Origin of the sequence: Nitrosomonas nitrosa, from assembly GCF_003051105.1 — a bacterium.
GTDB lineage: Bacteria > Pseudomonadota > Gammaproteobacteria > Burkholderiales > Nitrosomonadaceae > Nitrosomonas > Nitrosomonas nitrosa.
The window spans coordinates 70,918-95,574 of sequence record NZ_QAOO01000009.1 but is presented as its reverse complement, the minus strand read 5'-3'; the positions used below and the strand labels follow the sequence as shown (position 1 = coordinate 95,574).

At 49.5% G+C, this 24,657-nt stretch carries 26 protein-coding genes; 10 read left to right on the top strand and 16 right to left on the bottom strand.

The window, feature by feature from the left end; genetic code table 11:
* Positions 1-33: 33 nt before the first annotated feature.
* From C8R30_RS06845 to C8R30_RS06810, 8 genes are all read right to left on the bottom strand, one after another.
* The gene (locus tag C8R30_RS06845; RefSeq protein ID WP_107789824.1) at positions 34-2,796 is read right to left on the bottom strand and encodes a response regulator; all 2,763 of its coding nucleotides are present in this window, start codon (positions 2,794-2,796) and stop codon (positions 34-36) included.
* Positions 2,793-3,371: a YfiR family protein gene (locus C8R30_RS06840; RefSeq protein WP_090671975.1), complete on the bottom strand. Its 579-nt coding sequence runs from the start codon at positions 3,369-3,371 to the stop codon at positions 2,793-2,795. Before C8R30_RS06840 ends, C8R30_RS06845 begins: the two co-directional genes overlap by 4 nt.
* Positions 3,372-3,377: 6 nt before the next feature.
* The gene (locus tag C8R30_RS06835; protein ID WP_177182375.1) at positions 3,378-5,303 is read right to left on the bottom strand and encodes a TonB-dependent receptor plug domain-containing protein; all 1,926 of its coding nucleotides are present in this window, start codon (positions 5,301-5,303) and stop codon (positions 3,378-3,380) included.
* A gap of 308 nt (positions 5,304-5,611) precedes the next feature.
* Positions 5,612-6,205, bottom strand: a complete 594-nt coding sequence (greB, locus tag C8R30_RS06830) for a transcription elongation factor GreB (RefSeq protein WP_107789823.1) — start codon at positions 6,203-6,205, stop codon at positions 5,612-5,614.
* Between the two features lie 24 nt (positions 6,206-6,229).
* Positions 6,230-7,528 (bottom strand): histidinol dehydrogenase, encoded by a 1,299-nt coding sequence (gene hisD / locus C8R30_RS06825; protein ID WP_181258710.1) that lies wholly within the window; start codon positions 7,526-7,528, stop codon positions 6,230-6,232.
* 52 nt (positions 7,529-7,580) lie between these two features.
* Positions 7,581-8,228, bottom strand: coding sequence for an ATP phosphoribosyltransferase (gene hisG / locus C8R30_RS06820; protein ID WP_090671966.1), 648 nt, complete (start codon positions 8,226-8,228; stop codon positions 7,581-7,583).
* A gap of 13 nt (positions 8,229-8,241) precedes the next feature.
* Positions 8,242-8,880, bottom strand: a complete 639-nt coding sequence (locus tag C8R30_RS06815; RefSeq protein WP_107784230.1) for a superoxide dismutase — start codon at positions 8,878-8,880, stop codon at positions 8,242-8,244.
* A gap of 98 nt (positions 8,881-8,978) precedes the next feature.
* Positions 8,979-9,422: an ExbD/TolR family protein gene (locus C8R30_RS06810; protein WP_090671960.1), complete on the bottom strand. Its 444-nt coding sequence runs from the start codon at positions 9,420-9,422 to the stop codon at positions 8,979-8,981.
* Positions 9,423-9,585: 163 nt separating this feature from the next.
* On the opposite strand from C8R30_RS06810, the gene purE reads away from it, so the two are divergent.
* The 3 genes from purE to C8R30_RS06795 are packed head-to-tail and all read left to right on the top strand — an operon-like array spanning position 9,586 to position 12,139.
* Positions 9,586-10,077, top strand: a complete 492-nt coding sequence (purE, locus tag C8R30_RS06805; protein ID WP_090671957.1) for a 5-(carboxyamino)imidazole ribonucleotide mutase — start codon at positions 9,586-9,588, stop codon at positions 10,075-10,077.
* On the top strand, positions 10,074-11,210 hold the full coding sequence (locus C8R30_RS06800; RefSeq protein WP_107789822.1) for a 5-(carboxyamino)imidazole ribonucleotide synthase: 1,137 nt from the start codon (positions 10,074-10,076) through the stop codon (positions 11,208-11,210). The genes purE and C8R30_RS06800 overlap by 4 nt, the downstream gene beginning before the upstream one ends.
* A 38-nt stretch (positions 11,211-11,248) precedes the next feature.
* On the top strand, positions 11,249-12,139 hold the full coding sequence (locus tag C8R30_RS06795) for a phosphoribosylaminoimidazolesuccinocarboxamide synthase (RefSeq protein ID WP_107789821.1): 891 nt from the start codon (positions 11,249-11,251) through the stop codon (positions 12,137-12,139).
* A gap of 40 nt (positions 12,140-12,179) precedes the next feature.
* Here C8R30_RS06795 and C8R30_RS06790 read toward each other — a convergent pair whose 3' ends face one another.
* Together C8R30_RS06790 and C8R30_RS06785 are read right to left on the bottom strand one after the other, a co-directional pair.
* Positions 12,180-12,977: a sulfite exporter TauE/SafE family protein gene (locus tag C8R30_RS06790; protein WP_107789820.1), complete on the bottom strand. Its 798-nt coding sequence runs from the start codon at positions 12,975-12,977 to the stop codon at positions 12,180-12,182.
* A gap of 76 nt (positions 12,978-13,053) precedes the next feature.
* Positions 13,054-13,509: an EVE domain-containing protein gene (locus C8R30_RS06785; protein WP_090671947.1), complete on the bottom strand. Its 456-nt coding sequence runs from the start codon at positions 13,507-13,509 to the stop codon at positions 13,054-13,056.
* A gap of 98 nt (positions 13,510-13,607) precedes the next feature.
* On the opposite strand from C8R30_RS06785, the gene C8R30_RS06780 reads away from it, so the two are divergent.
* Positions 13,608-14,054 carry a DUF4124 domain-containing protein gene (locus C8R30_RS06780; RefSeq protein ID WP_090671944.1) on the top strand — a complete coding sequence of 149 codons (447 nt, stop codon included), beginning with the start codon at positions 13,608-13,610 and terminating at the stop codon, positions 14,052-14,054.
* 223 nt (positions 14,055-14,277) lie between these two features.
* On the opposite strand, the gene C8R30_RS06775 is transcribed toward C8R30_RS06780, so the two are convergent.
* Positions 14,278-14,592, bottom strand: a complete 315-nt coding sequence (locus tag C8R30_RS06775; protein ID WP_090671940.1) for an HPF/RaiA family ribosome-associated protein — start codon at positions 14,590-14,592, stop codon at positions 14,278-14,280.
* A gap of 40 nt (positions 14,593-14,632) precedes the next feature.
* Entirely contained in the window at positions 14,633-15,070 is a 438-nt protein-coding gene (locus C8R30_RS06770; RefSeq protein ID WP_090671937.1) for a host attachment protein, read from the bottom strand.
* 422 nt (positions 15,071-15,492) lie between these two features.
* Here C8R30_RS06770 and C8R30_RS06765 point away from each other — a divergent pair, with 422 nt between their 5' ends.
* Entirely contained in the window at positions 15,493-16,758 is a 1,266-nt protein-coding gene (locus C8R30_RS06765; RefSeq protein WP_107789819.1) for a glutamate-5-semialdehyde dehydrogenase, read from the top strand.
* 40 nt (positions 16,759-16,798) lie between these two features.
* A complete protein-coding gene (gene lpdA / locus C8R30_RS06760; protein ID WP_107789818.1) occupies positions 16,799-18,544 on the top strand; it encodes a dihydrolipoyl dehydrogenase in 1,746 nt (581 codons plus the stop codon).
* An 11-nt stretch (positions 18,545-18,555) separates the two neighbouring features.
* Here the strand turns inward: lpdA and C8R30_RS06755 are convergent, their stop codons facing one another.
* The gene (locus C8R30_RS06755) at positions 18,556-19,509 is read right to left on the bottom strand and encodes a LysR family transcriptional regulator (RefSeq protein WP_090671928.1); all 954 of its coding nucleotides are present in this window, start codon (positions 19,507-19,509) and stop codon (positions 18,556-18,558) included.
* 340 nt (positions 19,510-19,849) lie between these two features.
* Between C8R30_RS06755 and C8R30_RS06750 the strand changes: the two genes are divergently transcribed.
* Positions 19,850-20,275 (top strand): hypothetical protein, encoded by a 426-nt coding sequence (locus C8R30_RS06750; RefSeq protein ID WP_090671924.1) that lies wholly within the window; start codon positions 19,850-19,852, stop codon positions 20,273-20,275.
* A 99-nt stretch (positions 20,276-20,374) separates the two neighbouring features.
* Here C8R30_RS06750 and C8R30_RS06745 read toward each other — a convergent pair whose 3' ends face one another.
* Both C8R30_RS06745 and fur read right to left on the bottom strand, forming a co-directional pair.
* On the bottom strand, positions 20,375-20,851 hold the full coding sequence (locus C8R30_RS06745) for a restriction endonuclease subunit S domain-containing protein (RefSeq protein WP_090670114.1): 477 nt from the start codon (positions 20,849-20,851) through the stop codon (positions 20,375-20,377).
* Positions 20,852-20,861: 10 nt separating this feature from the next.
* Positions 20,862-21,305, bottom strand: coding sequence for a ferric iron uptake transcriptional regulator (gene fur / locus C8R30_RS06740; RefSeq protein WP_090670110.1), 444 nt, complete (start codon positions 21,303-21,305; stop codon positions 20,862-20,864).
* Positions 21,306-21,380: 75 nt separating this feature from the next.
* On the opposite strand from fur, the gene C8R30_RS06735 reads away from it, so the two are divergent.
* The 3 genes from C8R30_RS06735 (at position 21,381) to C8R30_RS06725 (ending at position 23,700) form a co-directional block, all read left to right on the top strand.
* Entirely contained in the window at positions 21,381-21,821 is a 441-nt protein-coding gene (locus C8R30_RS06735) for an outer membrane protein assembly factor BamE (protein WP_090670106.1), read from the top strand.
* Between the two features lie 213 nt (positions 21,822-22,034).
* Positions 22,035-22,841: a 4-hydroxy-tetrahydrodipicolinate reductase gene (dapB, locus tag C8R30_RS06730; protein ID WP_090670103.1), complete on the top strand. Its 807-nt coding sequence runs from the start codon at positions 22,035-22,037 to the stop codon at positions 22,839-22,841.
* A gap of 31 nt (positions 22,842-22,872) precedes the next feature.
* On the top strand, positions 22,873-23,700 hold the full coding sequence (locus tag C8R30_RS06725; RefSeq protein WP_107789817.1) for a symmetrical bis(5'-nucleosyl)-tetraphosphatase: 828 nt from the start codon (positions 22,873-22,875) through the stop codon (positions 23,698-23,700).
* Here the strand turns inward: C8R30_RS06725 and C8R30_RS06720 are convergent.
* Positions 23,627-24,448, bottom strand: coding sequence for a lysophospholipid acyltransferase family protein (locus C8R30_RS06720; RefSeq protein WP_258191952.1), 822 nt, complete (start codon positions 24,446-24,448; stop codon positions 23,627-23,629). The two genes, C8R30_RS06725 and C8R30_RS06720, sit on opposite strands and share 74 nt — an antisense overlap.
* Positions 24,449-24,657 lie beyond the last annotated feature (209 nt).

The following is a 24,657-nucleotide window of genomic DNA, read 5'->3' as shown; positions in this document are numbered from 1 at the left end:
CTGTTTGTATGCCATCGGCTGTGGAATCGGGGTTCATGGTTTCTTCAGTATTTCTTCGATCTCAGGCAGAACTTGTTGATACAGCTGCTGCACTTTTTCCTGAAGCGATCTTGCTGCATGCAATTCACCGGCTAGCCCAAATTTCTCGAGCTGCTTCAAGGCTTCCGACAAACTTTCTGCGCCGATATTGGCTGCGCTCGACTTGAGCGTATGGGCTGAATGTCGCAACTTTTCAGTGTCCCCATTTAAAATGGCTTGGCTGAGCTGATTGAGGTGGTCATGTGCAGATTCCAGAAAGGTGCGCAAAATATTCCGCACCAATTCATTCCCGCCTGAAGTATCAAGGCTGCGAATTTGCTCAAGTTGTCTTAGGTTGAGCTGCGGTCTGTTTTTTGTGGAAGTCGCTGGGGTGACCTCTGCTGTTACCGTTGCCGCCGCATGGATTTTTTCTTTAGGCAGCCATCGATAGAGGGTTTGCTGCAGCTGATCTAACGAGTAGGGTTTAGCAAGAAAGTCGTCCATGCCGGCATTGAGGCAATGCGTGCGATGGGATTCAGCTGCATGGGCGGTCAACGCAATGATGGGGGTCCGTGTGCTGTCTGCTTGTAGCTTACGGATGTGTGACGTTGCTTCATAACCATCCATAACCGGCATTTGACAGTCCATGAACACGAGATCGTAATGGTTGCTGAGCGCGAGATTCACTGCTTCTTGACCGTCATTGGCGATGTCTACCGGTAAACCCAGCTTGGAGAGCATGGCCTTGGCGACTTCTTGGTTAACCGGATTGTCTTCTGCCAGGAGCACCTTGCCATGCGCGCAAGGCTTGGACTCAAGTGAGGATGCCGGTATCGATGCGGTGACACATGCACTGGGATGGTTCCCCATGACGCCGCTGATGATTTCGAATAGTTCGCTTTGCCGAACAGGTTTGCTTATGCAACGTAGAATACCGATTTTTTCCCGAACAAGCTGGCTGGCATGATGGCAGGCCGAAGTGAGCATCATTAATCGCGTGCTGGTTAAATTTGGGTTTTCGTGAATTTTAGCGGCAAGCTGCAGGCCATTTATTCTTGGCATTTGCATATCCAAGATCGCTAATTGAAAGGGGTCGTGATCAAGCAGAGCTTGGTGCAAGGATTGCAATGCTTGCTCGGCATTCTCGGCGCAGGTGACATTCATCTGCCAATTTTGTAGCTGTAACTTGAGAATTTCCCGGTTGGTCTGGTTATCATCGACGACCAATACCTTGATATTTTCCAGGGTCGCATCATCCAGGGAAATGCGTTGCTGAGCTTGTGTTTTTTCGAAACGGAGGTTGATCTTAAAAGTCGATCCCTGGCCTGGCGTGCTTTCTACATAAATTTCGCCCCCCATGAGCGCCAATAACCGCTTGCAAATCGTCAAGCCCAGACCGGTACCGCCAAATTGACGAGTAGTCGATCCATCCGCTTGTGAAAAGTGCTGAAAAATTTTGTCATGTTGATCTGCGGCGATGCCGATGCCGGTATCGACGATGCACAACATGATCTTGACATGGCGATCAGCTTGCTCCTCAATCACCGTGCGGATCACGACCTCTCCGTGCGTTGTGAACTTGATCGCATTATTGAGTAAATTCGCTATAATCTGGCGTAAACGGAAGGGATCACCGCGAACGGCTAGCCCTGTGCTGGGTGGGATAAATTGAACGGCAAGCTCCAGCCCTTTTTGATCGGCGGGTTGGGCGAACATGACCAGGGTGTCTTCGATTAATTTGATCAGGTCAAAATCGATGATCTCCAGTTCCATATGACCCGATTCGATTTTTGAGAAGTCGAGAATGTCATTGATGATACCGAGCAGGTGCTGTCCGGATTGTTGAACGGTTTCGGCGAAGTGACGTTGGTCTTCATTCATTTGGCTTTGCAACAGGAGTTCTGTCATGCCAAGGATACCGTTCATAGGGGTGCGGATTTCATGACTCATGGTAGCGAGAAATTCGCTCTTGGCTTTACTGGCGGCTTCAGCTATTTCCTTGGCCTGTACCAGTTCTTGAGTACGTTTTGCTACTTCGTCTTCAAGCTGATCGAGGTGGTTCGCCAGCCGCGCATCACGTTCCTGGACCATCGCCAGCATGGTATTGAACCCAGTTGCAAGTGTATCGAGCTCTGTGATCTTGCTTGATTTCGCGCGCGCACTGTAATCTGATTGACTGGAAACGTGTTCCATAATGCCTGAGAGATGATTGAGCGGCATGAGCACCGATTTGTTCAACCGTTGCAGCAATCGATAGGCGATGATGAGCGCAATAAGGGCGGCGGCAATCGTTAGGAGGATCTGCCATGACATCTGCCAATAAAGGGGAGACAAAGTGATTTCCAGATAGAGGCTGCCAAGTACCTGATCTTTGTGCAAAACAGGTTGTGTGATGGTGATGAAACGAAGCCCTGTGATGAGTTGACTGTCCAGTGAGTGTAGCGATGCGGGGAGTGTATGATCGTCGATTGAATAATGCGCGAATTGATTCCGATCCTCATCGTACATTGCGGCAGCCTGAATTTCTCTTGAATTGCTGAGTGATTGCAACAGCGTTTGTGCAGAGTGTGTATCTTGAAACATCAATGTCGCCGCCGTATTCTCGGCGAGTATTTTTGCTGTGGACTGGCTTTTCTCGACCAGGGCGTAAAGGTTTATGAAAAAGCTGATCAGGGTGATCAGGCTGGCTGCCACCAGCATGGCGGCCCCCAAGGTGGCGAGGTTGATCTGCTGCAGCTTGCTGCGTAACGTGATGTGTGGATAGATGTCATTTCTCATTCTTGGTAGACCTCATGAGCGAAACGAAGTAATTGTGAGCTGAGATTTAAACCCGCTTTTCTGGCTATACCCAGATTGGCGTCAAACGCGATTTTGCCGTCCTTGATTTCCATGTTGAGCATAACGCCGCGTTTGCCGATGCCTGGTTGATCTGTGACGGTGAGGATGGGCTTGCCCTGCAATGCTTGGAGTATCGAATCCAGCGTAACGACTGCGGATTGGCTGATGAACACTAGATGGCATTCTTCGAGCTCCTCAAGGCGTGTTTTCTGGTGGATGCTGATAGCACGCGTATCGACTTTCTTTTCCAGCAGATGATCCAAATGATTGCCAAAAGGGTTGTCGCCATAAATGCAGAGATTGAAAGTGCTGCGGTTATCTGAAGGCCACTGGGTATAGGTGGCAAAATTGTAGAGGAAGGCAGTTTTCAAACGGTATTCCGTGGGCTCCTCGGCTCGGGTAAACAACGAATAAGAACAAAGCAGAAAGCCCACCAGCAAAGATAGCGCAAGCGATTTCAACCGCAGCGGCAGGTTCGGCGCAATCAAAACAAAGACTGTACGTACAATCGGCATAGTCGGCTAGAAGCGGTAATCCAGTCTGAATCGTACGCTGCGGCCATCTTGCACGATACTGTTTTGCCAATTGTTATCCGAGGCAGGGTGGAGGTAATGTTCGTCAAACAGATTGTAGAGTGCAAGCGATGCTTGCAATCCCTTGATCGCGCGTACATCCGTCATCAAATTGAGATTGGAAAGAACATAGCCGCCGACATGGGTGTCGTCGAGCGTTTTACGCTTGCTGTTGTATTGCAGTTCATAACCCAACCGCAAGCCTGCAAATGGTAAAGGTGTGGTGAAATTGAGCTTGCTGAGATATTGCGGGGAATTGACCAATCTGGATTGGGCAAATTTATCGTCTTGCAATGCGAAGCTGGCGCGCAGCCGCCCACCCCATGACCAGGTTTTGTCAGCGGAAAACTCAACCCCTCTGGCAATGACATCGACGTCGGATTGCTGGAAAAAGGGTAGCTTTTCTTGTTCTGGATTGTCCCTAAAAACGATGAGGTTACGCATATTCCAGCGATACAGGGCGGTGCGCAGATTCATGCTTTCCGTAATGCGGTAATCAGCGATGAGTTCGACGGTATCGATGGTTTCGCTGTTCAAGTGAGGATTGGCAATCTGTGAGATGCCGTCGGCGAAATCGCGTTCATAAGAATTCGGTGCACGATGCGCACGCCCGTACAGCGCTTTGAGAGTTGCTTTGGGCGTGGCTTGCCAGATGAGCGCACCGCGTGGGCTGAGCCGGCTGCCTATCCAACCGTTGTAGTCATAACGCAATCCAGCCGTGGCGGTCAGTGTCTCGGTAATTTGCCATTCATCTTGCAAGTAGACGCCCGTACGCAGCACCGCACTTTCAATGTCGACATTGTCTTGTGGGGCAACGAACACCTGGGTCGTTTGTTGGATGCGCGTATTGTTCTGATATTCCACGCCTAGCATCAATTTGTGGCGCGCGACAGCGGTTGAGACAAAACGTATTTCCGCGCCGTGCCAGTCGCTTGGGCCCGTGGCAAGCGTTTCTGCGCCCTCGTAGGTAGCGGGAGAGTGATAACGGAATTGCCCGAGAAATACCCGCCCGAGTACATTGAGCGTGTCATTGAGAAAATAATCGTTATATTGGATTTGTGTCCGCAGATGGAGGTCGCGCTCGAATTGACCCGGCACGAGCGGGTCGGACAGGTAGGCCGCGGTGGGAACCTCTTTGCGGCGGTTACCATAAATAAAATCGAAGGAAAGCGGCCCTCGCCGCAGCTGGGCATAAAATTGTTTGACATCCTCACCATCCTGTCCGCGTGCGGTCCCTGAGATCCCCGTATCCCCGAAATCAAAGAACAGGTCCTGCCCCTTTGACTGTATGCCAGTGAACGAAACGAGCGCATCGAGGCCGTTATCGAAGGTTTTGCCCATCGTGACGCGATCCTGAAAGGTCGATTGCAGCGTGTTATAGGAGCCGGATAACTCGATGCCATTGACGTCGTTTCCTTTGCGGGTCACGATATTGACGACGCCAAGCATGGCATTTTGTCCATAGACAGCGCTGCCGGGGCCGGGGATAAATTCGATTCGCTCGATCAGATCAAGATCGAGCGGGAATTCCCGGCCAATCGGGCCTTGATCGTAAGTGGCGTCATTGATGCGATTGCCGTTGATGGAGATGAGTACTCGGGTATTGAAATCGCCGGGCAGGCCAAAGCCGCGGGTACCGAAGTAAGTGTATTGGCGGTCGTAGGTCGTATGAACGCCTGGTAAACTGGCCAGCGCTTCACCCAGCGTTCGCCAGCCATAGGTTTTGATGTCGTTACGCGTGATAACGCTGACAGCAGCGGCGACTTGTTGTTGGGACTGTTCGTATTTGGATACGCCAACCACCCTGATTTGCATCAATTCTTCCAAGCTTAACTCTTCCAGGTGCTTGGTAGCCTGAGCAGGCAGAATTGCCATGAGGGAAGTCAGGCATAAAAGTAATCTTAGAGAACGACCAAATAGCGGCATTGGGTAATCTGAAACATTAACATCGCAAACGGTTAAAGGGGATGTTGCAGATTTAACCAGACAAATTCGGGGAGTGAAGCTGCGATAAAGAGGCCTAAACCTAGATTCCTCCCTTGATCGGATCGCTAGTTTTTGAGAGGTAACCTATATTGATTTCCAGGGAAATTCAGACCGGCGTGATTTGAGAATGGTATGTCATTGCACGCTGCTGCGCGGGCGAGTATTGCTTATGCGTGAGTTGAGTGGAGGGTGAAAGACTACTTTGAATGGACAGGTTCGAAAGGAGGAATAATAATTGGTTGATAGTCGACCGACACGATATCGAGTTTCTCGATACCAGCAGGCGTGCGCAAGATGACCGTATCGCCTTCACGCGCGGAGATGAGCGCGCGTGCGACGGGAGAGATCCAGCTGATATAGCCCTTTAGAGGATCGATTTCGTCGATACCAACAATGGAAACCGTTTTTTCCTGGCCGTGCTGGTCGGCGTAGCAGACAGTGGCGCCAAAAAAGATACGGGTGGGATCTTCACGCGGTGCAGTGGGATCGACGATCTCGGCTACGTCCAACCGCTTGGAAAGAAAACGCAGCCGTTTGTCGATTTCGCGCAACCGTTTCTTGCCGTAGAGGTAATCGCCATTTTCGGAACGGTCACCATTGCCGGCCGCCCACGCTACGGTGGCCGTGACATCGGGCCGCTCCTTGTTGAGTAGCCAGAGGTACTCTTCAGTGAGACGGGCATGACCCGCGGGTGTCATATAGTTTTTGCTGCCTTGCGGAAGTGGCGGGACGGGTACATCCTCCTCCAATTCGTCGAGGTTATCGGCTTCTTTGACAAATGCCTTGCTCATGTGCGATGGGTTTTACTTTTGTAGTTATTTGCAGCGGAATTCTGCCGACAAGGCATGCGCTTGCAATCCTTCTCCTCTCGCCAACGTTGCGGCGATGGTGCCTAGCGTGGTGGCGCCTTGTGGAGAAACTTGGATCAGGCTGGTGCGTTTTTGAAAATCGTACACACCCAAAGGCGAGGAAAAACGCGCTGTTCCGGAAGTGGGCAGAACATGGTTCGGTCCGGCGCAATAATCACCCAGTGCTTCGCAGGTATGATGTCCCATGAAAATGGCGCCTGCATGCTTCAGTTTATCCAGCCATTGTTCGGGCTGATCGACCGATAATTCCAGATGTTCCGGCGCTATGCGGTTGGCGATCGTGCAGGCTTCGGCGAGATCACGCACTTTGATCAGGGCGCCACGCGATTCGAGCGAGGCGCGGATGACCTCTTTTCTTGGCATGGTTTCAAGCTGCCGAGCAATGCTTGCTGCCACGGCGTCGAGAAAATCGGAATGAGGGCACAGTAAGATCGATTGTGCTTGCTCATCGTGTTCAGCTTGCGAAAAGAGATCCATGGCAATCCAGTCGGGATCGGTATTGCCGTCACAAATCACCAGGATTTCTGACGGGCCTGCGACCATGTCGATGCCGACCTGTCCGAACACCATACGCTTGGCGGTGGCCACATAGGCATTACCAGGCCCGACAATCTTATCGACTTTGGGTATGAGTTTGGTGCCATAGGCCAGTGCACCGATCGCTTGCGCCCCGCCTATGGTGAAAATACGATCTACGCCGGAAATGGCTGCGGCGGCTAGCACTAAATCATTTCTTTCGCCGCGTGGCGTGGGCACTACCATGATCAATTCCTTGACGCCGGCGACTTTTGCCGGAATGGCATTCATCAATACGGATGAAGGGTAGGAAGCTTTCCCGCCGGGCACATAAAGCCCGACCCGATCAAGCGCGGTGATTTTTTGCCCCAGCACCGTACCATCCGGTTCGGTATACTGCCATGATTGCGCCAACTGCTTTTCATGGTAAATGCGAATCCGTTCCGCAGCCTGCTCCAGCGCTTCTCTTTCGGCCGCCTGGAGCCGTTGTAATGATTGCTGCCACTCGCTTTTAGGTAGCTCAATGTCGGCAATGACGGCTATTTCGAGCTGATCGAAGCGGCGCGTATAGTCAAGCAGCGCATCATCCCCCCCTTTCCTGACGTCAGCCAGAATGCGGGTCACGGTTTCGGTTACCGCTTCGTCTTGCGTGCTTTCGAAGGCCAATAAAGCGTTGAGCGATGCTTCGAATTGGCTGTCGGTAGAAGATAATCGGTTAAGTTTAATCATAGAAGTAGGCGTAAGCGTGATATAACTTGGGCATGTCGATTCGGTAGTATTGTTAAGTGGCTGCGATGGCGGACCGAAAAGCTTCGAGCAGGGGTTGAATGGTTTCTCGCTTGAGTTTCAGCGCAGCTTGGTTAATGATCAAGCGTGCTGAAATAGGCATGATTTCTTCCACTGCCTTCAAATGGTTCGCTTTCAACGTATTGCCGCTTGAAACGAGGTCGACGATGGCATCGGCCAGACCGACCAGCGGGGCAAGCTCCATCGAGCCGTAGAGTTTGATGAGATCGACATGCATCCCTTTATCGGCAAAATGATCACGCGCCGTTTTGAGATATTTGGTGGCGACGCGCAGGCGAGCACCCTGAAAAACGGCGGATTCGTAATCGAAATCATCAGGCACGGCGACCATCATGCGGCAACGTGCAATTTGCAGATCCAGCGGCTGGTAAAGACCGCCGCCACCATGCTCCAGCAATACATCCTTTCCGGCTACTCCCAGGTCGGCTGCGCCATACTGAACATAGGTCGGTACATCCGATGCGCGCACCATAATGAGGCGCACAGCCGGATTGTTGGTATCGATGATCAGTTTGCGCGAGCTTTCGGGGTCGTCTTGCGCAACAATCCCCGCTGCTTTCAGAAAAGGAGCGGTATCCTCGAAAATCCGCCCCTTGGAAAGCGCAATGGTGATATTAGTCATAAAAACCGAAAAATTAGCTCAGGTTTGCAGCAGCGAATTCCCAGTTGATTAACTTATCCAGGATAGTGTTGACATAATCTGGCCGCCGGTTTTGGTAATCCAGATAATAAGCATGTTCCCATACATCGATGGTCAACAGAGGCCTGCTGTTTTTGGTAATGGGCGAATCGGCGTTGCTGGTCTTGGCAATGGCCAGTTTATCGCCTTCTTGTACCAGCCAGGCCCAGCCGCTGCCGAATTGGGTCACGGCCGCATTGGCAAATTCTTTTTTGCAGGCATCTACGCTGCCAAAAGAGGCTTCTATTTTTTGTTTCAGTGCGGCGGGTGGTTCGCCACCCCCTTTAGGGTTGAGACTATGCCAGTAAAACATGTGATTCCAGACTTGCGCGGCATTGTTGAAAATACCGGCTTTATCCGCTTGGCCAGCAGTTGCCTTGATGATTTCTTCCAGTGATTTGCCAGCCAGAGGCGTATCGGCGACCAGTTTGTTCAAATTGTCGACATACGCTTTGTGATGTTTGCCATAGTGGAAACTCAGGGTATGCGCGGAGATTACCGGTTCCAGCGCATTATCCGCATAGGGGAGAGGAGCCAGGACATAAGTATTGCCTGATTGTGCGGCTTTAGAAAAATTTTCCAGAGTATTGCTCATCTTTCTTCCTTTTTTAAAAAAATTGAATAAAGAAATCATTAGCGTAGGAATGAAAATTGATCGAAAAAAAATAATAGCCGATATCAAGTCATTCGGTGTTATTTTTTTGTTTCGGTCGCTTCGGTCGTTTCAGTAGCGAATGTAACCTGATTGTACCCAGCTATCCGGGCTGCTTCCATGATCGTGATAACAGATTGATGCGTCGCTTTTGCATCTGCGTTGATAATGATAACCGGATTCTTCTCATTTTTGGCAGCCGATTGCAGTTCGTTACGTAATCCTTCAACGCTGGAGAAGGTGATCGGTACCCGATTGATGGTGTAGTTACCGGCTGCGCTGACCGTCACGTCGATGACATGGGGCCGTTCGCTATCCGGCGTGATTTCGGCATTGGCTGCTTGAGGCAGCGTAATCTCAAGTTCGGAAAATTTTGAGTAAGTTGTCGTAATCACCAAAAAAATCAGGATGACCAATAGGACATCGATCATGGGCACAAGATTGATTTCTGGTTCTTCTTTTTTCTGACCACGTTGAAAATTCATAGCGTTAGCAAAAACACTCTTCAGGATTGGCCGGTTGTCGAGCCGTGAAATGACCGCAAAATACCCAGCGGGATACTAAATCAACCGAATAAAGGTTTCATTCTAGTTTATCATTACCGCTTTCGTCATCTTCGATGATTTTTAATTCATCATTTCGTTTTGAATGGATAACCCATTAGTCAGTGTCGTGATGGGCAGTAACAGCGATTGGAGCGTGATGCAACAGGCTGCCCATATGCTCAAAGAATTCGATATTCCCCATGAAACTTTGATTGTTTCCGCGCACCGTACGCCCGATCGCATGTTCGAGTTTGCCGAAACCGCGATCGAGCGTGGCATACGGTGCATCATTGCGGGCGCTGGCGGTGCGGCGCATTTGCCTGGCATGATCGCCGCCAAAACGACATTGCCCGTTCTCGGTGTTCCCGTCACTTCCAAGCATTTGCAAGGGCTCGATTCGCTGCTTTCCATCGTACAGATGCCCAAAGGCGTGCCGGTTGCTACGTTCGCCATTGGCGAAGCAGGAGCAGCCAATGCAGGCTTGTTTGCGGTCGCTTTGCTGTCGATTGGCAACCCGGCGCTTGCAGCGCGTCTCCAATCGTTCCGGGTAGCACAAGCGGAAGCAGTGAACGCTATGACCTTGCCTAGCGTATGAACCGTATTCTACCCGGTGCAATGCTCGGGCTGCTGGGTGGCGGCCAATTGGGGCGAATGTTCACCATGGCGGCCCAGAGCATGGGTTATCGCGTGACGGTATTGGATCCTTCCCGCGAGAGTCCCGCAGGCAGTGTTGCAGACCGGCATCTCTGCGCAGATTACCTGGATGTCGAAGCGCTGCATGCTTTGAGCACGAGCTGCGCAGCCGTGACGACCGAGTTTGAGAATGTACCTGCTGGAGCGCTGCAATTTCTCGAACAGCATTGTCTCGTCAGCCCGCCGCCCCATAGCGTATCGATCGCACAGAATCGTATCCATGAAAAACAATTCTTGGCTAAAAATGGTTTTCCGGTGGCGCCATTTATTGTGATCCAGCAGGAGAGCGATCTTGCCAAGGAAATAGAGGCCGCTTTTTTCCCAGGTATCCTTAAAGTCAGCCAATTGGGCTATGACGGCAAGGGGCAGATAAGCGTCAGCACATCCCATGAATTGCCGGCTGCTTTCAACCGCCTGCAGCAGCAGCCGTGTGTGCTGGAGCAATTGGTGCCGCTCGCCTGCGAAATTTCCGTGATCGTTGCGCGTGGGTTTGACGGTCAGATCACCCATTTTCCAGTAGCAGAAAATCAGCATGCCCAAGGCATACTTGACATCAGTATCGTGCCGGCAAGTGTGCCGGAAACAATCATACGGCAGGCTAGGGAAATGGCTACTGACGTGGCGATCAAGCTGGATTACCGGGGGGTGCTCTGTATCGAATTTTTCGTATTGACCGATGGCCGCTTGCTCATCAATGAAATGGCGCCTCGCCCGCACAATAGCGGACATTATTCAGTCGATGCCTGCATCACTTCGCAATTCGAGCAGCAGGCACGGATACTGTGCCGCTTACCGCAGGGAAGCACGGCATTGCATGCACCTTGCGTGATGGTGAATTTACTCGGCGACCTATGGCAATCAGGCGAGCCTGATTGGTGCAAAGTGCTCGAAAATCCGTCTGCCAAGCTGCACTTGTACGGTAAACATGAAGCGAGGGTAGGCAGAAAAATGGGGCATTTTACCGTGATGGCCGATACGGTCGAGCTTGCTTTACACCAAGCCAAGTCGATCAAGCGCTCGCTAACCAATATTTAACAACCGAGATTCCCAAAAATTACTGAAATCGAGCTCTTATGAACGATTCTATACCTTTGTTTGAAACGAATCTCACCAGCCTGCCTTTGTTGCATCGGGGCAAGGTACGTGATATTTACGCAGTCGATGAACATCATTTGTTGGTTATTCAAACTGATCGTTTGTCTGCGTTCGATGTGATTTTGCCTACGCCAGTGCCTGGCAAGGGCAAGGTGTTGACACGGTTATCCCATTTCTGGTTCGAGAAGTTGAGCCACATTTTGCCTAATCATTTGACGGGTATCGCACCTGAATCGATCGTAACGCCGGAAGAACGCGAACAAGTCATCGACCGTGCTTTTGTCGTCAAACGTTTGCGACCCCTGCCGATCGAGGCTATCGTACGCGGCTACATTGTCGGTTCGGGTTGGAAGGATTATCAGCGAACAGGGGCGGTCAGCGGTATTGCACTGCCACCCGGGCTGCAAGAAGCGGATAAATTGCCGATGGGCGCTGTGTTTACCCCTTCCACCAAGGCCATGGCGGGTGCGCATGACGAAAATATTACATTCGAGGAATGCGAACGGTTACTGGGGGTGGCACTTGCTCAGGCAGTGCGCAGCAATTCGATTGCGTTGTATAGCGAAGCCGCCGATTATGCGGCTACCCGTGGGGTAATCATTGCTGATACCAAATTCGAATTTGGCCAGGATACTGCGGGGCAGCTCTATCTGATCGATGAAGTGCTCACGCCGGATTCATCACGTTTCTGGCCAGCAGACCAATATCGGCCGGGGAAAAATCCACCCAGCTACGATAAACAATTTGTGCGCGACTGGCTGGAGCAGCTCAACTGGAATAAACAACCGCCTGCGCCAGCTATCCCAGACGAAATTCTTGCACAAACAGTGGCGCGTTATCAGGAAGCCCTCGATCGTTTGCTTCATTAGGCTCGTTAGGCTCATTTGGCCCACGAGGCTTTATTCCTAGCTAGAACAAATTCAGCAGCATTTTGGTGCCCAGCAAATAAAGCAGCACGACAAATATTTTTTTGAGCGTCGCGGTTTGCATGCGATGTGTAGTGTAGGCGCCAAGCGGTGCAGTGAGCATGCTCGCTGCCGCGATCCAGCCGAGTGCGGGTAGATAGACATAACCCAGGCTGTATTCGGGCAAGGGTTGCGTTTGTGCCATGCCGTTGAGGATGTAGCCCAGCGCACCAGCGGCTGCGATCGGAAAGCCGACCGCAGCCGCTGTACCGATCGCGTACTGAAGCTTGACATTGCACAAGGTAAGGAAGGGTACGGTCAAGATGCCGCCCCCGATGGCGACCAAGCTGGACAATGCACCGATCACACCGCCGGCGACCACCATACCCACTGTGCCAGGCAATGGACGAGTGGAGGGGGGGCGGAGATTGAACCACATTTGCGTGGCGGCATAATAAATGAAAATCACGAAAATGATGCCCAGTACCTGCGTGGACAGTGATCCGGCCAGCGTCGATCCCGCCAGTGTTCCTAGGATCACGCCGGGAACGAGATATTTCACGATCCCCCAATTGACCGCGCCGTGTGCATGATGCATGCGCAAGCTGGCCAAGGAAGTGAAGAAAATGGTAGCCAGTGTCGTGCCCAGTGCCAGATGCAGAATGCGGTCGGGCGGGAAATCCTGGGCGGTAAAGCTAAATACGAGTACCGGTACGATGACCAAGCCCCCGCCGATGCCCAGCAAACCCGCGAGGAAACCGACCACGGCGCCGAGCAATAAGTAAACGAGCCACCATTCCATGTCGTTGTAAGCTTGGCAGGGATCTGATGTTAAGGATGGGTAACGATCATGCGGAGTGAGCGTTGCCTGACGAGCACTACAAAATATTCATGATAAAGTTCCATTCGGCCGGGTCGACTGGGGTGATCGACAAGCGGTTGCCTTTTTGCAGGATGCGCATGCTGGCAAGCTCTGGATAGCTGCGTAATTCCTTGAGAGAAACCAGCCGGGTTTTTTTGAGCAACGTTACTTCCACATTGAACCAACGCGGGTTTTCAGGCGTCGCTTTGGGGTCGTAGTATTTGCTTTTTGGATCGAATTGCGTCACATCGGGATAGGCAAGTTTCGACACCGTTGTGATGCCGACGATACCCGGTTCGTCACAACTGGAATGATAAAAGAACGCCTGATCACCCAATTGCATTTGATTACGCATGAAATTGCGTGCCTGATAATTCCTCACACCATCCCAGGCCACCGTCTGCCCAGGCCTGGCCGCCAGATCATCGATGCTGACCTCAGTTGGCTCCGATTTCATCAACCAGTAACGCATTGATTTGCTCCCTAAAAAATTAAGTCAATCAATTGACCGATAAAGTTTAAATAAATTGGATCGATATTAAGTTATCTATCTATTTTAGGAGAAAAGCCATGCGCAATTTGATGTTTCTGGTTTTATTATTCTTATTCGTCAGTGCTGCCCACGGGCAGATTTATAAATGGGTCGATCAGCAGGGGAAAACGCAATATACCGATTATCCTCCACCACCCGGGGCGAGTAAGCATGAAAAAATGATAGCTGTGCCCGCTTGGTCACCATCAACGCATGAAGAGAGTGGCGAAAAAGCTGCGTTTGAAGAAGAGCAAATCGACAAGGAAAGGCGAGCCATGCGCGAAGCAACGAGAAGCAAGCAACTGGCGGAGGCCAATGTGAAAAAAGAGAATTGTCTACGGGCGCAAAGCAATCTGGATCTACTGAAACACACTGAGCGTTTATCCGTTCCGGATGGGGACGGAGGGGTGATGGATGTTGATGATGAGCTTCGCCAAAAATTCATGGACGAAGCATTAAAGAATATAGCTGCTTATTGCGACTGAAACGAGATTTTGCCATCGATAGGCCGGTTGCCCGGCCTGATTTATACTCATCGCACCTCAAAATTCGGCAACTATACCTTCTCCCGTTGGGAGAAGGTTGGATGAGGGATGATAAAAAATCGAATTTTGAAGTGCGAAGTGTATAGTATATAGAAAGCGCTCTTTTTATCAGTGGTCTCGGCATAACGGTATTGTTTTATTGTCAGGATTAACCGCCTAGACGCTAGCGGCTGTCCAGCCGCCCAAGTATATTTTCTATCATGCGTGTCAGCTTTTCGGTAGCACCGCGAATGGCTTGGTCCAAGTTTATTGCCTGGTCAGTCACTGCAATTGGTTGGCGGCCTTTGAGGCGAGCTTCCATTACGCAGCGTTTGTCATCAATGCCGGCTTTATCACTATTCTCATCGCTGAGATGGACTTCAATTCGGGTAATGTGTTCGCTAAAACGGCTCAATGCTTCCTCAACGATAGATTTTACATGACTTGAAAACGTATCAGAATCTTGAACATTACGGTCAGTGTTGATCTGGATCTGCATAGTGTTTTCTCCTAAGAAATGGGGTGTTGTTTGCGCGGCATCATAGCCGTTCAGGTAGCCGGCTACGCAATTCTTCGGGCCGAAGTGCTGTGTAATCCTTGTCTACTTCCAAAGTGACAAGTGTGTCGAGCGGTGCGCTTAAGTGGGCACGTAATAATCCAAGAAAAGCCGGGGCCGCAACCAGTATGAGTCGCTCGAACGCATTTTTAACGCGTTCTTGCTCAAGCCAGTCTGCGATTGATTTGGCGAAACGAATGAGCTCTTGCTCCTTGGGGTCGACCTTGACTTCCATTGCGTGACGCCCTTCACCATGACTATCAAAGCTGCGGCCAGGGCGATCGCTGACGAGATCTTTTTGTTTAATTCGGGCGTCAGGGTTCTCAAAGGTTGTCAATTCGGCCAGCGGGGCAATCGGTGTATCTGCGGTAAAAAGGGTGGCTTTGCTGCTATTAGCGGAAAGAATCCAGATTTTGCTCATGAGTCGTCTCCCAAAAATTGTACGGTTTCAATAATGTTGAACGCTTGAAAACAGCGCTACGCTGTGTAGTGGCCACCGCCTATACATTATTTTACAGGCATCATTTTACACGCGATGTCTGGATGGATGACTGGATCATAATTTATAGATTTTTTTCTATCATTCCGTTATGAATGATGAGTATCATCTAGCCAATGAGATCGGCTATAGGGAAAACTATACTGTAAGTGAGTTTTGCTGTCGATGATAAGCCATTCGTATTGAGGTGGCGACGAAATTAATGGTTTGGTTCCAAAAAGCCCTGTGATAGATGGGCACGCCATGTAAAATAACGAACTTTGGCGCGATAGAGCGGGTTTTTCTTTCGATTGCCTTTAGCGTCTTGCGTTATTTCGGAATATTGCCCATTTTGGAGTTACTCGATGGATATCACAAATATCAAAGATTATATGCAGACAGTCGGACAGAATGCCCGGGCTGCCTCGCGCTTAATGGCAAAAGCGGACACGGCGAGCAAAAACCGCGCGCTCATTGCAATGGCCGATGCGATCAGGCGCGACGAAAAAAATTTGTTGACTGCCAACGCACACGATCTCGAGAGTGCCAAAGCCAAAGGGCTAGGGTCAGCCATGATCGACCGCTTGGCGCTTTCTGCTAAGAGTGTAGCAAGTATGGCCGATGGTTTGTTGCAAATCGCCGCTTTGCCTGATCCGATCGGAGAGATGAGCGACTTGAATTATCGTCCGTCAGGTATTCAAGTCGGGAGAATGCGCGTGCCATTGGGCGTGATTGGAATCATTTACGAGGCGCGGCCGAATGTGACCGCAGATGCGGCCGGATTATGCTTGAAGGCAGGTAATGCCGCAATACTGCGGGGCGGATCGGAGGCGATACACAGCAACCAAGCCATTGCCGCATGCGTGAAAGAAGGGTTAACGTCAGCAGGACTGCCAGAGACAGCCGTGCAAGTCATCGAAACGAGCGATCGTGCAGCCGTTGGTGAACTGATTACCATGAAAGCGTTTGTCGACATTATTGTGCCACGGGGCGGGAAAGGATTGATCGAGCGGATTGCCAACGAGGCATGCATTCCCGTCATCAAACATCTGGATGGGATTTGTCATGTCTATATCGACGATCAGGCCGATTTCGACAAGGCAATCCGCATTGCCGACAATGCCAAAACTCAGCGTTACGGCACTTGCAATACCATGGAGACTTTACTGCTACATGAAGGCATTGCCAAACAAATTTTGCCGCCACTCTGTGATATTTATTTAGAGAAAGGGGTGGAATTACGTGGCAATCAAGCAGCCTGCGCCATCATTTCCCGAATGAAGCAAGCATCGGAAGAAGATTGGCGCACCGAGTATCTGGCACCTATTCTGAATATTGCTGTTGTGAGCGGATTGGATGAAGCGATTGAACATATTACGCGCTATGGATCGCAGCATACCGATGCGATTGTCACAGAAAATCTTACCCGCGCACGTCGTTTTTTACGTGAAGTCGATTCGAGTTCGGTAATGGTCAATGCCTCCACACGCTTTGCGGATGGGTTTGAATATGGGTTGGGGGCCGAAATCGGTATATCTACAGATAAAATTCATGCGCGCGGACCGGTAGGATTGGAAGGGCTGACAAGCCAGAAGTTTGTCGTGTTGGGAGAGGGTCAGATACGTCAGTGATTGTTTGCCCTGTAATCTTACAATAGAGACAGTGAGAAGGATGACCAAACTAATTAAAGTAGAAGTGCCCGATATTGGTGATTTCAAGGATGTTTCTGTCATTGAGGTATTGGTCGAACCAGGAGATGCGGTTGAGAAAGAATCGCCATTGATCACCTTGGAAACCGATAAGGCTTCGATGGAAGTGCCTTCGCCCCAGGCGGGAGTGATCAAAGAGCTGCATGTCCAGGTGGGGGACAAAGTGTCGCAGGGGGCGCTCATCGCGATGCTGCAAGCAGCGCACTCCACCCCTGATAAGGCAGTTGATCATGTTTCGGCCAGCCAAGACGCGCCACCACCCGCTCCAAGTGAAAAGCAGCCTGCATCTGCTCAGCGAGCTGAGATGCATGCGGAAGTGGTTGTATTGGGCGCTGGGCCGGGTGGCTATACAGCAGCCTTCCGCGTGGCAGATCTAGGAAAGCAAGTTGTTCTGGTCGAGCGTTATTCCACTTTGGGTGGGGTTTGTCTCAACGTGGGTTGTATTCCTTCCAAAGCGTTGCTGCATATTGCCAAGGTCATCACGGAGGCTGAAGAAATTGGCCAACAAGGCATCGTTCTTGGTAAGCCTAAGATCGCGATCGACAAGCTGCGCGCATGGAAGGACTCGGTAGTCGGTAAGCTCACGAAAGGGTTGGCTACGCTTGCCAAGCAGCGCAAGGTTGCCGTCATTCAGGGGGTTGGCCACTTCATTTCTTCTCACATGATCGAAGTACGGACCGAGCAGGGGGTTAAAACGGTTTCATTCGATCACTGTATCATTGCTGCAGGTTCAGGTGCAGTGCGAATTCCTGGGTTTCCTCATGATGATGCACGAATGATGGATTCAACCGATGCATTGCAATTGATCGATATTCCCAGAAGAATGCTGGTGATCGGTGGTGGGATTATCGGTCTAGAAATGGCGACCGTGTACAACGCCCTGGGTAGCCAGATCAGCATCGTCGAGCAGTTGGATCAGCTGATGCCTGGAGCGGATCGTGACGTGGTCAAGCCACTCCACAAGCGTCTGTTGAAACGTTATGAAGCGATTCATCTCAATACTAAGGTCAGTAAAATCGATACTGAAAAAAAAGGTCTGAAGGTCTATTTCGAAGGTCATGACGCTCCCGAGCCTCAAACGTATGATCGTATTTTGGTCGCGGTGGGGCGTCGCCCCAATGGCAAGGTGATCGGCGCTGAAAACGCAGGTATCCAGGTTGACGAGCGGGGGTTTATTCCAGTCGATCAACAAATGCGCACCAATATCCCGCATATTTATGCGATCGGGGATATCGCAGGCGAGCCCATGCTAGCGCATAAGGCAACCTATGAAGGCAAGCTCGCCGCTGAAGTGATTGCCGGGCATAAAGTGGCCTTTGATGCGCGCACCATTCCATCGGTTGCCTATACGGATCCCGAGATCGCGTGGATGGGGTTGACCGAAACAGAAGCCAATAAACGCAGTATCGATTATGAAAAAGCCGTTTTCCCCTGGGCGGCCAGTGGCCGCGCACTCGCCATGGGACGGGATGAGGGGTTTACCAAGCTGCTGTTTGATAAACATTCCCGTAAGCTACTGGGTGCGAGTATTGTCGGTGTTCAGGCTGGCGACCTCATTGCGGAAACGGTGCTGGCGCTGGAAATGGGGGCCGATATGCAGGATATTGGCCTGACCATACACCCTCATCCAACTTTATCGGAGACGGTCTTTTTCTCAGCCGAAATAGCCGAGGGTACCATTACTGACTTGCTATTGCCCAAGCGTTAACGTTCTGACGCTCAAGCGTTAACCGGGTTCGATGGATTGTTGCTGGTTTCCAGCTGTATTGAAGGGCTGTCCCAGTAAGGTTCAGAGCCGATACGCGCTGAAAGAAAATCAATAAATGATCGGACTTTTGCCGGCAAATAACGATTAGGCAGATAACAGGCGTAGATATAGCGCTCAACCGGGATATATTCAGACAAAACAGCTTGTAAATTTCCATTCTGTAATTCTTTCCCGATAGTGAAGGTGGGTAGCAATGCAATACCCAATCCACCCAGCACAGCTTGGGATAGCGCGTCGTCGTCATTGATGCGCAGTGTTCCGGATACCGGTACGGCGATTTCGCCTTCAGGTCCTTTGAAGCGCCAATAACCTTGTTCACCTGAAAGCGTATAGTCCAGGCAATTATGTTTGACAAGATCGCTCGGTGTAAGCGGTATTCCCCGCCGGCGGAAGTAATCCGGTGTGGCGCACAATTTACGACGCGCTGGTGCAAGCTTGCGTGCTACCAGATTGAGATCGGGTTCTCCTGTTACCCGTATGATGACATCGTAGCCTTCTTCGACAATATCGACCGGCCGATCGGTAATCGTCATATCGATTCGAATTTCGGGATAGCGAGAAAGAAAATCGGCAAGTGCTGGTGCGACATGAAGTGTACCAAACGCGACTGAAGCGCATACTCTGAGCATGCCGCGTGGCTCGGCATGCAGGCTAGTAACCACTTGTTCGGCATGTTCTGCTTCTTCCAAGATACGTATCGAATGCTCTGCGAACGTTCTGCCAACTTCCGTCAGGCTGAGATGACGGGTACTGCGATTGAGAAGCCTGGCGCCGAGATCAACCTCAAGCTTAGCGACAGCCTTACTAACAGCAGATCGAGAAGTATCCATGCGGCGCGCTGCCTCAGCAAAGCTGCCAGCTTCAACAACCCGTGCAAAAGTGGCAATGAGATTGAGATCTTGCATACATAAGCCTCCTATTAAAGCTAAGGTAAAATGTTTGCTTAATTGTATCCTATTTAACTACAATATAGTTCATTTTAGCCTACTTATTTTTAGTTTATTTTATTAATAATATGCACCCTATTACAGGGCGTTCAAATATATCCTTAAATATTTTATGGGTATTGGTTGAAACTTAAGGTAAAAACCATGTTTGAGCGCAGTATAGCAAGTTATATAAAGCAATAATATTTAAGTAGACTCCGCTATTAATTGGGTTGGTTACTGTAGACAGATAAGAACGTATTGATAATGGGGTTTTTATAAAAAACTAATAACAATGATGAGGAGTCAGTAGGTGAAAATGAAATTATCAAATCCGTTACTTTCCCATCCCCGATTATTTTTGCTGAATGTGTGCGCATTCTTAACGGCATTTTCTATGGCCTCAGCTACAGTCGCTGGCGAGAATACCTACAACATCGTTGCGGCAGCTAAAGTGGAAGTAGAAGCCCAGGGTTGTGACTATCTAGGAGAAGTCTGGGGCGCAGCGGGTGGAAAATTATCCAAGTGGAATAGATATTCCGCAAATTCAAGCAGACATAAAGCGGAAGATAAAGCGTTGAAGATGGCAGCGGAACGGAATGCGACGCATATTGTATGGAATGAACATTCTGGCGGATCGGATAGCCATCAAGAGGTCCATGCGCTTGCTTACCGTTGCGGAAGCGGCGAGAAGCCGAGCGATATTGCAAAGCAAAGAAATAGCACGGGCAATAGTGTCAATTAAATAATAATAAAGAGAGCTGTACCCGATTGGGGCGTGACTTAGTGGCAATAACTGGCAGCCATGGTCACGCCACTTTATTTTCTTTATTTTTTAGCTAACTTATTTGGTGAGTTGCTCCATCAGGCTGCGCGAAAGCGCGTCTATTTGCTGCATCAGGTATTTTTTCTCGTTCTCTAATTCTTGGTATTGTGCATAGAGTTGATCTAAATCCGCTGTATACCGTTCCAGACGTTTATGACGTTCCTCTCTTTTTCCTGCCATTTCTTCGTAACTTGGTAAAGGCCCGCCCATAACCATTGCAGGCGGCATGGAAGGTGTTATTTCGCCTTCTCGCATCAATTCATAACGACGAAGTTCTTGTATCATTTGAAACTGTTGGAAAATATTCTGCTGCTTCTGATGTAGCCGTTGCAAGTCGGTTTCTAGTAAGCGCATTTGAGCTGCGACCGGTGATTCGGTGAGCGTTTCAGCATGTAGTGCCGTAGCATAAGGCAGCATGCAGCAGAATAACAAGGCTATGCCACATCGCAGCGCGATGCGGGCAAAATACCCTGATGCGCTGCAATGCGTGCACATATTCCCGTATCTAGATTTTGCGATGAGGGCAGGCAGGTTTTGTGCAATCTGCATAAAGAGACAGTGAATGTTCCTGTAGCTGAAATCCGCGATCTTTAGCGATTTTGATTTGACGTTTCTCGATTTCTGCGTCGTAAAACTCTTCTACCCTGCCACATTGCAAGCAGACAAGATGGTCATGGTGAGAGTCACTTCTCAACTCAAATACCGCCTTACCACTTTCAAAATGATGACGTTCGAGCAATCCTGCTTGCTCAAACTGAGTCAGTACACGATAAACTGTTGCGAGACCGATATCTTCACCTTCATTGAGCAGTTCTTTGTAGACATCTTCTGCAGACAAGTGGCGGACTGAACTTTTTTCAAACAGATTAAGTATCTTTAGACGAGGGAGGGTTGTTTTTAAACCCATGGTTTTAAGGTCAATGCCTTTGAGATCTTCCGATTTGCTCATGGTTTAATCAGTCCAAAAAGTTATTTGCTGTATCATATAGCGCTTGGTTAGCTTTGAAAACATACGCGCTTGTCTATGCATTTAAAAATACTCCTGGTGCTCGTTGCTGCTTTACCGTTGGGCTGTTCCTATATTCCAACGCTTCCTTATAAAATCGATATTCAACAAGGTAATGTCGTTACTGAAGAGATGGTAGAAAAGCTAAAACCGGGCATGTCTCGGTCTCAAGTACGTTTTGTATTGGGTACGCCCCTTATTACCGATGTGTTCCATGCTGATCGCTGGGATTATTTTTATTATTTTGCTCCACGTGGATCTGTATCTGAGAAGCGTAAGCTTACTGTTATTTTTGATGGTGATCAGCTTTCTCATATTGAAGGTGATTTTACACTTTCTCCTGCTTCTGATGATTTGTTGCCAATTGCGCCAAGCCTGGAAGAAAAACGCCAACCATTCATAGAGGGACAAGAGGATGACGTAAAACCCAACATTACTGCACCAGTTAACCCATTATAAAGGGTTTTGTTATCGATTGCAGGTGTTACTGGGGGGTGTAATCAAGTTGAACAGCTGGACAGCGTCAGCTTAGCGCGAATTTAACGAAAAAATCCATGTTGGTTACTTTTCAAATTGGCCGGTCTGTTGCAAACAGCCACGGTTTAAAATGAATACGTTAGAAATGAGGTTAATTAAATTATCATTATCAATGATCAATAGTTTTTAATATCTATGACAATACTAAATATTGCTGTTGCTGGCTGTACTGGCCGAATGGGTAAAGTACTGCTTGAAATGATTGACGAAGCACCGGATCTGAGATTATCCGCTGCGTTGGAGCAAAAAAATAATCCCTTCTTGAAAAAAGATGCAGGCGAGTTGATTGGGGCGCCATGTGGAATTGCAATCAGCAGTGATATCGCTTCGGCATTAAACGGAAGCGATATATTGATAGATTTTACCCGTCCTGCTGGTACGCTTACTCATCTTGCCCTCTGTCGCGAGGCAGGCATAAAAATGGTCATTGGCACGACTGGATTCTCTGCAGCCGAGAAAGAAATACTGAACACAGCATCGAAAGAGCTTGCGATCGTATTTGCGCCTAATATGAGTGTGGGCGTTAATGTTTTGTTCAAACTATTGGAGGTGGCTGCAAGTTCGCTACTCAATGAATACGATATTGAAATCGTAGAAGCGCATCATCGACACAAAGTGGATGCGCCATCAGGTACAGCACTGCGTATGGGTGAAATTATCGCACAAACCTTGAAAAGGGATCTGGGTAAAGTCGCTGTTTATGGACGGGAAGGCGTTACTGGAGAGCGTTCGGCTGAAACGATAGGGTTTGCTACCATACGTGGGGGCGATATTGTGGGCGATCATACCGCTATTTTTGCTGGGACGGGTGAGCGTATCGAAATTACCCACAAAGCGAGCAGCCGTAAGACCTTCGCCGTGGGTGCATTGCGTGCGGCACGCTTCCTTGCGACCCGAAGTACTGGTTTATTTGATATGCAAGATGTGCTCGGGTTGCGATGAGAAGTGCAATGCTTGATCATCCGGCTTGACCATGGCGACTTATGCAATCGGTGATTTGCAGGGATGCCATGAAGCATTTCAGCAGCTTACTGAATTAATCGGCTTTAATGTTACCAAGGACAAGCTCTGGCTGGTAGGCGACATCGTCAATCGTGGTACTGGTTCTTTACCATTGCTTAGGTTTATCATGAAATTAGGCGATAGTGCGGTACTTGTGTTAGGTAACCATGATTTACATTTGCTATTGGTGGCAGAGGGCTTTGCTCAGCAACGTTCCGGTGATACGCTGCAGGAAATTCTGGAAGCACCTGATCGCCAAACTTTGCTTAGCTGGTTGCGGCAACAAAGGTTGTTTTACGCTGAGGATGAATATGCGCTCGTGCATGCTGGTTTACTGCCGTCCTGGGATATAGCGCAGGCTGCGGAGCTTGCGCAAGAGGTGGAAGCTGTCTTGCGTGGGGAAAAATACCATGAACTATTGTTGCGCATGTACGGTGATGAGCCAAATTGTTGGAGTGACGATCTTGAGGGCTATGATCGCTTCCGAGTGATCATCAATGCAATGACGCGGTTACGTATCTGTACCCCCGACGGAAGAATGGAGTTTTCTTATAAAGGACAACCTCGAACGATACCCTCTGGTTATTTACCCTGGTTTGAGGCGCCTCAGCGTGCCAGTAGTTCAGCAACGGTTGTATTCGGCCATTGGTCAGCACTTGGCCTGCAAGTTAGGGATAACATTCTGGCGCTGGATACGGGATGTCTGTGGGGAGGTCAGCTGACGGCTATTCGACTGGAAGATCGACGGGTCTTTCAGGTGCCTTGCGCACGACGTTCAGTTGCAGCGTCTCAGAGATAGCCTGTTCCGACAGACGGGCAAGCTCCCGTCGATTCTTATCGTCGCTGGGAATTGAATCCAGAAAATATAATTCTGCTTGTATAAACGGTTGCTCAAGAATTAGTTTTAGTGACTCTAGAATCGTGATGTTGGCATAGGCCACTTTGGTGTTATGTATACCAACTCTATCGCGGTAACAGATGGCCACGGGATAGAGCGAAGCGCTAACGTTGACTGCGGATTGCAGCAGAGAAGCATGAAAGTGCAATAGGACCGTTCCATCACTCGTTGCACCTTCAGGAAAAATAGCGATGCTATCGCCTGAATCAAGCGCTCTGACGATATCTTGATTGACGCGCAACGTATCATTACGTTTTTCGCGTTCGATGAAGATCGTGCCGACATTGCGGCACAAGAGATTCAGCAGTGGCCAGCCAAGAATCTCCGCTTTGGCGACAAATCTGACAGGATATTTCGCCATAATAATCATAATATCCAACCAGGAGATATGGTTGGCGACCAATATGACTCGCTTTTCATCTTCCGCAGGTAAAATCCCGCTGCAGATAAGTTTGATATTAAGAATCGCCAGGAAATTGTTTGCCCATTTTCTGGCCATCCGTCTTTGAATCGTTCGATTGAAACGGGGATAGACAAAAGACTGAAGTAAACCTGATAAAATATGCAGCAATAGCCTGGCCAATCGGAACAACCGGATAATATAAGAAGTTTTGGCGCTATTCATGTGATTGGCTGCAGGCGTAATCATGTATGGCTATCCAAAATTGGCTTATCTAGCCAGAGTATTGTATAAGTTGCCACGTATCCTCACTTATTCTTTGATTAATAAGAAAGATTATGTCCGATTGGGTGTATGAGTTACGACAACACGCCATCTCAAAACTTCCCAGTGAGTCAGATTCCTGCGTGCTCATCACGTGAATTCATGAAATATTCAGGTGAAATTTCAGGCGTGGC

Bases quoted from the DNA above. Each gene is read 5' to 3' on its own strand.
- C8R30_RS06845 (WP_107789824.1), bottom strand. From the start codon at position 2,796: ATGAGAAATGACATCTATCCACACATCACGTTACGCAGCAAGCTGCAG.
- C8R30_RS06840 (WP_090671975.1), bottom strand. From the start codon at position 3,371: ATGCCGATTGTACGTACAGTCTTTGTTTTGATTGCGCCGAACCTGCCG.
- C8R30_RS06835 (WP_177182375.1), bottom strand. From the start codon at position 5,303: ATGGCAATTCTGCCTGCTCAGGCTACCAAGCACCTGGAAGAGTTAAGC.
- greB (WP_107789823.1), bottom strand. From the start codon at position 6,205: ATGAGCAAGGCATTTGTCAAAGAAGCCGATAACCTCGACGAATTGGAG.
- hisD (WP_181258710.1), bottom strand. From the start codon at position 7,528: ATGATTAAACTTAACCGATTATCTTCTACCGACAGCCAATTCGAAGCA.
- hisG (WP_090671966.1), bottom strand. From the start codon at position 8,228: ATGACTAATATCACCATTGCGCTTTCCAAGGGGCGGATTTTCGAGGAT.
- C8R30_RS06815 (WP_107784230.1), bottom strand. From the start codon at position 8,880: ATGAGCAATACTCTGGAAAATTTTTCTAAAGCCGCACAATCAGGCAAT.
- C8R30_RS06810 (WP_090671960.1), bottom strand. From the start codon at position 9,422: ATGAATTTTCAACGTGGTCAGAAAAAAGAAGAACCAGAAATCAATCTT.
- purE (WP_090671957.1), top strand. From the start codon at position 9,586: ATGGATAACCCATTAGTCAGTGTCGTGATGGGCAGTAACAGCGATTGG.
- C8R30_RS06800 (WP_107789822.1), top strand. From the start codon at position 10,074: ATGAACCGTATTCTACCCGGTGCAATGCTCGGGCTGCTGGGTGGCGGC.
- C8R30_RS06795 (WP_107789821.1), top strand. From the start codon at position 11,249: ATGAACGATTCTATACCTTTGTTTGAAACGAATCTCACCAGCCTGCCT.
- C8R30_RS06790 (WP_107789820.1), bottom strand. From the start codon at position 12,977: ATGGAATGGTGGCTCGTTTACTTATTGCTCGGCGCCGTGGTCGGTTTC.
- C8R30_RS06785 (WP_090671947.1), bottom strand. From the start codon at position 13,509: ATGCGTTACTGGTTGATGAAATCGGAGCCAACTGAGGTCAGCATCGAT.
- C8R30_RS06780 (WP_090671944.1), top strand. From the start codon at position 13,608: ATGCGCAATTTGATGTTTCTGGTTTTATTATTCTTATTCGTCAGTGCT.
- C8R30_RS06775 (WP_090671940.1), bottom strand. From the start codon at position 14,592: ATGCAGATCCAGATCAACACTGACCGTAATGTTCAAGATTCTGATACG.
- C8R30_RS06770 (WP_090671937.1), bottom strand. From the start codon at position 15,070: ATGAGCAAAATCTGGATTCTTTCCGCTAATAGCAGCAAAGCCACCCTT.
- C8R30_RS06765 (WP_107789819.1), top strand. From the start codon at position 15,493: ATGGATATCACAAATATCAAAGATTATATGCAGACAGTCGGACAGAAT.
- lpdA (WP_107789818.1), top strand. From the start codon at position 16,799: ATGACCAAACTAATTAAAGTAGAAGTGCCCGATATTGGTGATTTCAAG.
- C8R30_RS06755 (WP_090671928.1), bottom strand. From the start codon at position 19,509: ATGCAAGATCTCAATCTCATTGCCACTTTTGCACGGGTTGTTGAAGCT.
- C8R30_RS06750 (WP_090671924.1), top strand. From the start codon at position 19,850: ATGAAATTATCAAATCCGTTACTTTCCCATCCCCGATTATTTTTGCTG.
- C8R30_RS06745 (WP_090670114.1), bottom strand. From the start codon at position 20,851: ATGTGCACGCATTGCAGCGCATCAGGGTATTTTGCCCGCATCGCGCTG.
- fur (WP_090670110.1), bottom strand. From the start codon at position 21,305: ATGAGCAAATCGGAAGATCTCAAAGGCATTGACCTTAAAACCATGGGT.
- C8R30_RS06735 (WP_090670106.1), top strand. From the start codon at position 21,381: ATGCATTTAAAAATACTCCTGGTGCTCGTTGCTGCTTTACCGTTGGGC.
- dapB (WP_090670103.1), top strand. From the start codon at position 22,035: ATGACAATACTAAATATTGCTGTTGCTGGCTGTACTGGCCGAATGGGT.
- C8R30_RS06725 (WP_107789817.1), top strand. From the start codon at position 22,873: ATGGCGACTTATGCAATCGGTGATTTGCAGGGATGCCATGAAGCATTT.
- C8R30_RS06720 (WP_258191952.1), bottom strand. From the start codon at position 24,448: ATGATTACGCCTGCAGCCAATCACATGAATAGCGCCAAAACTTCTTAT.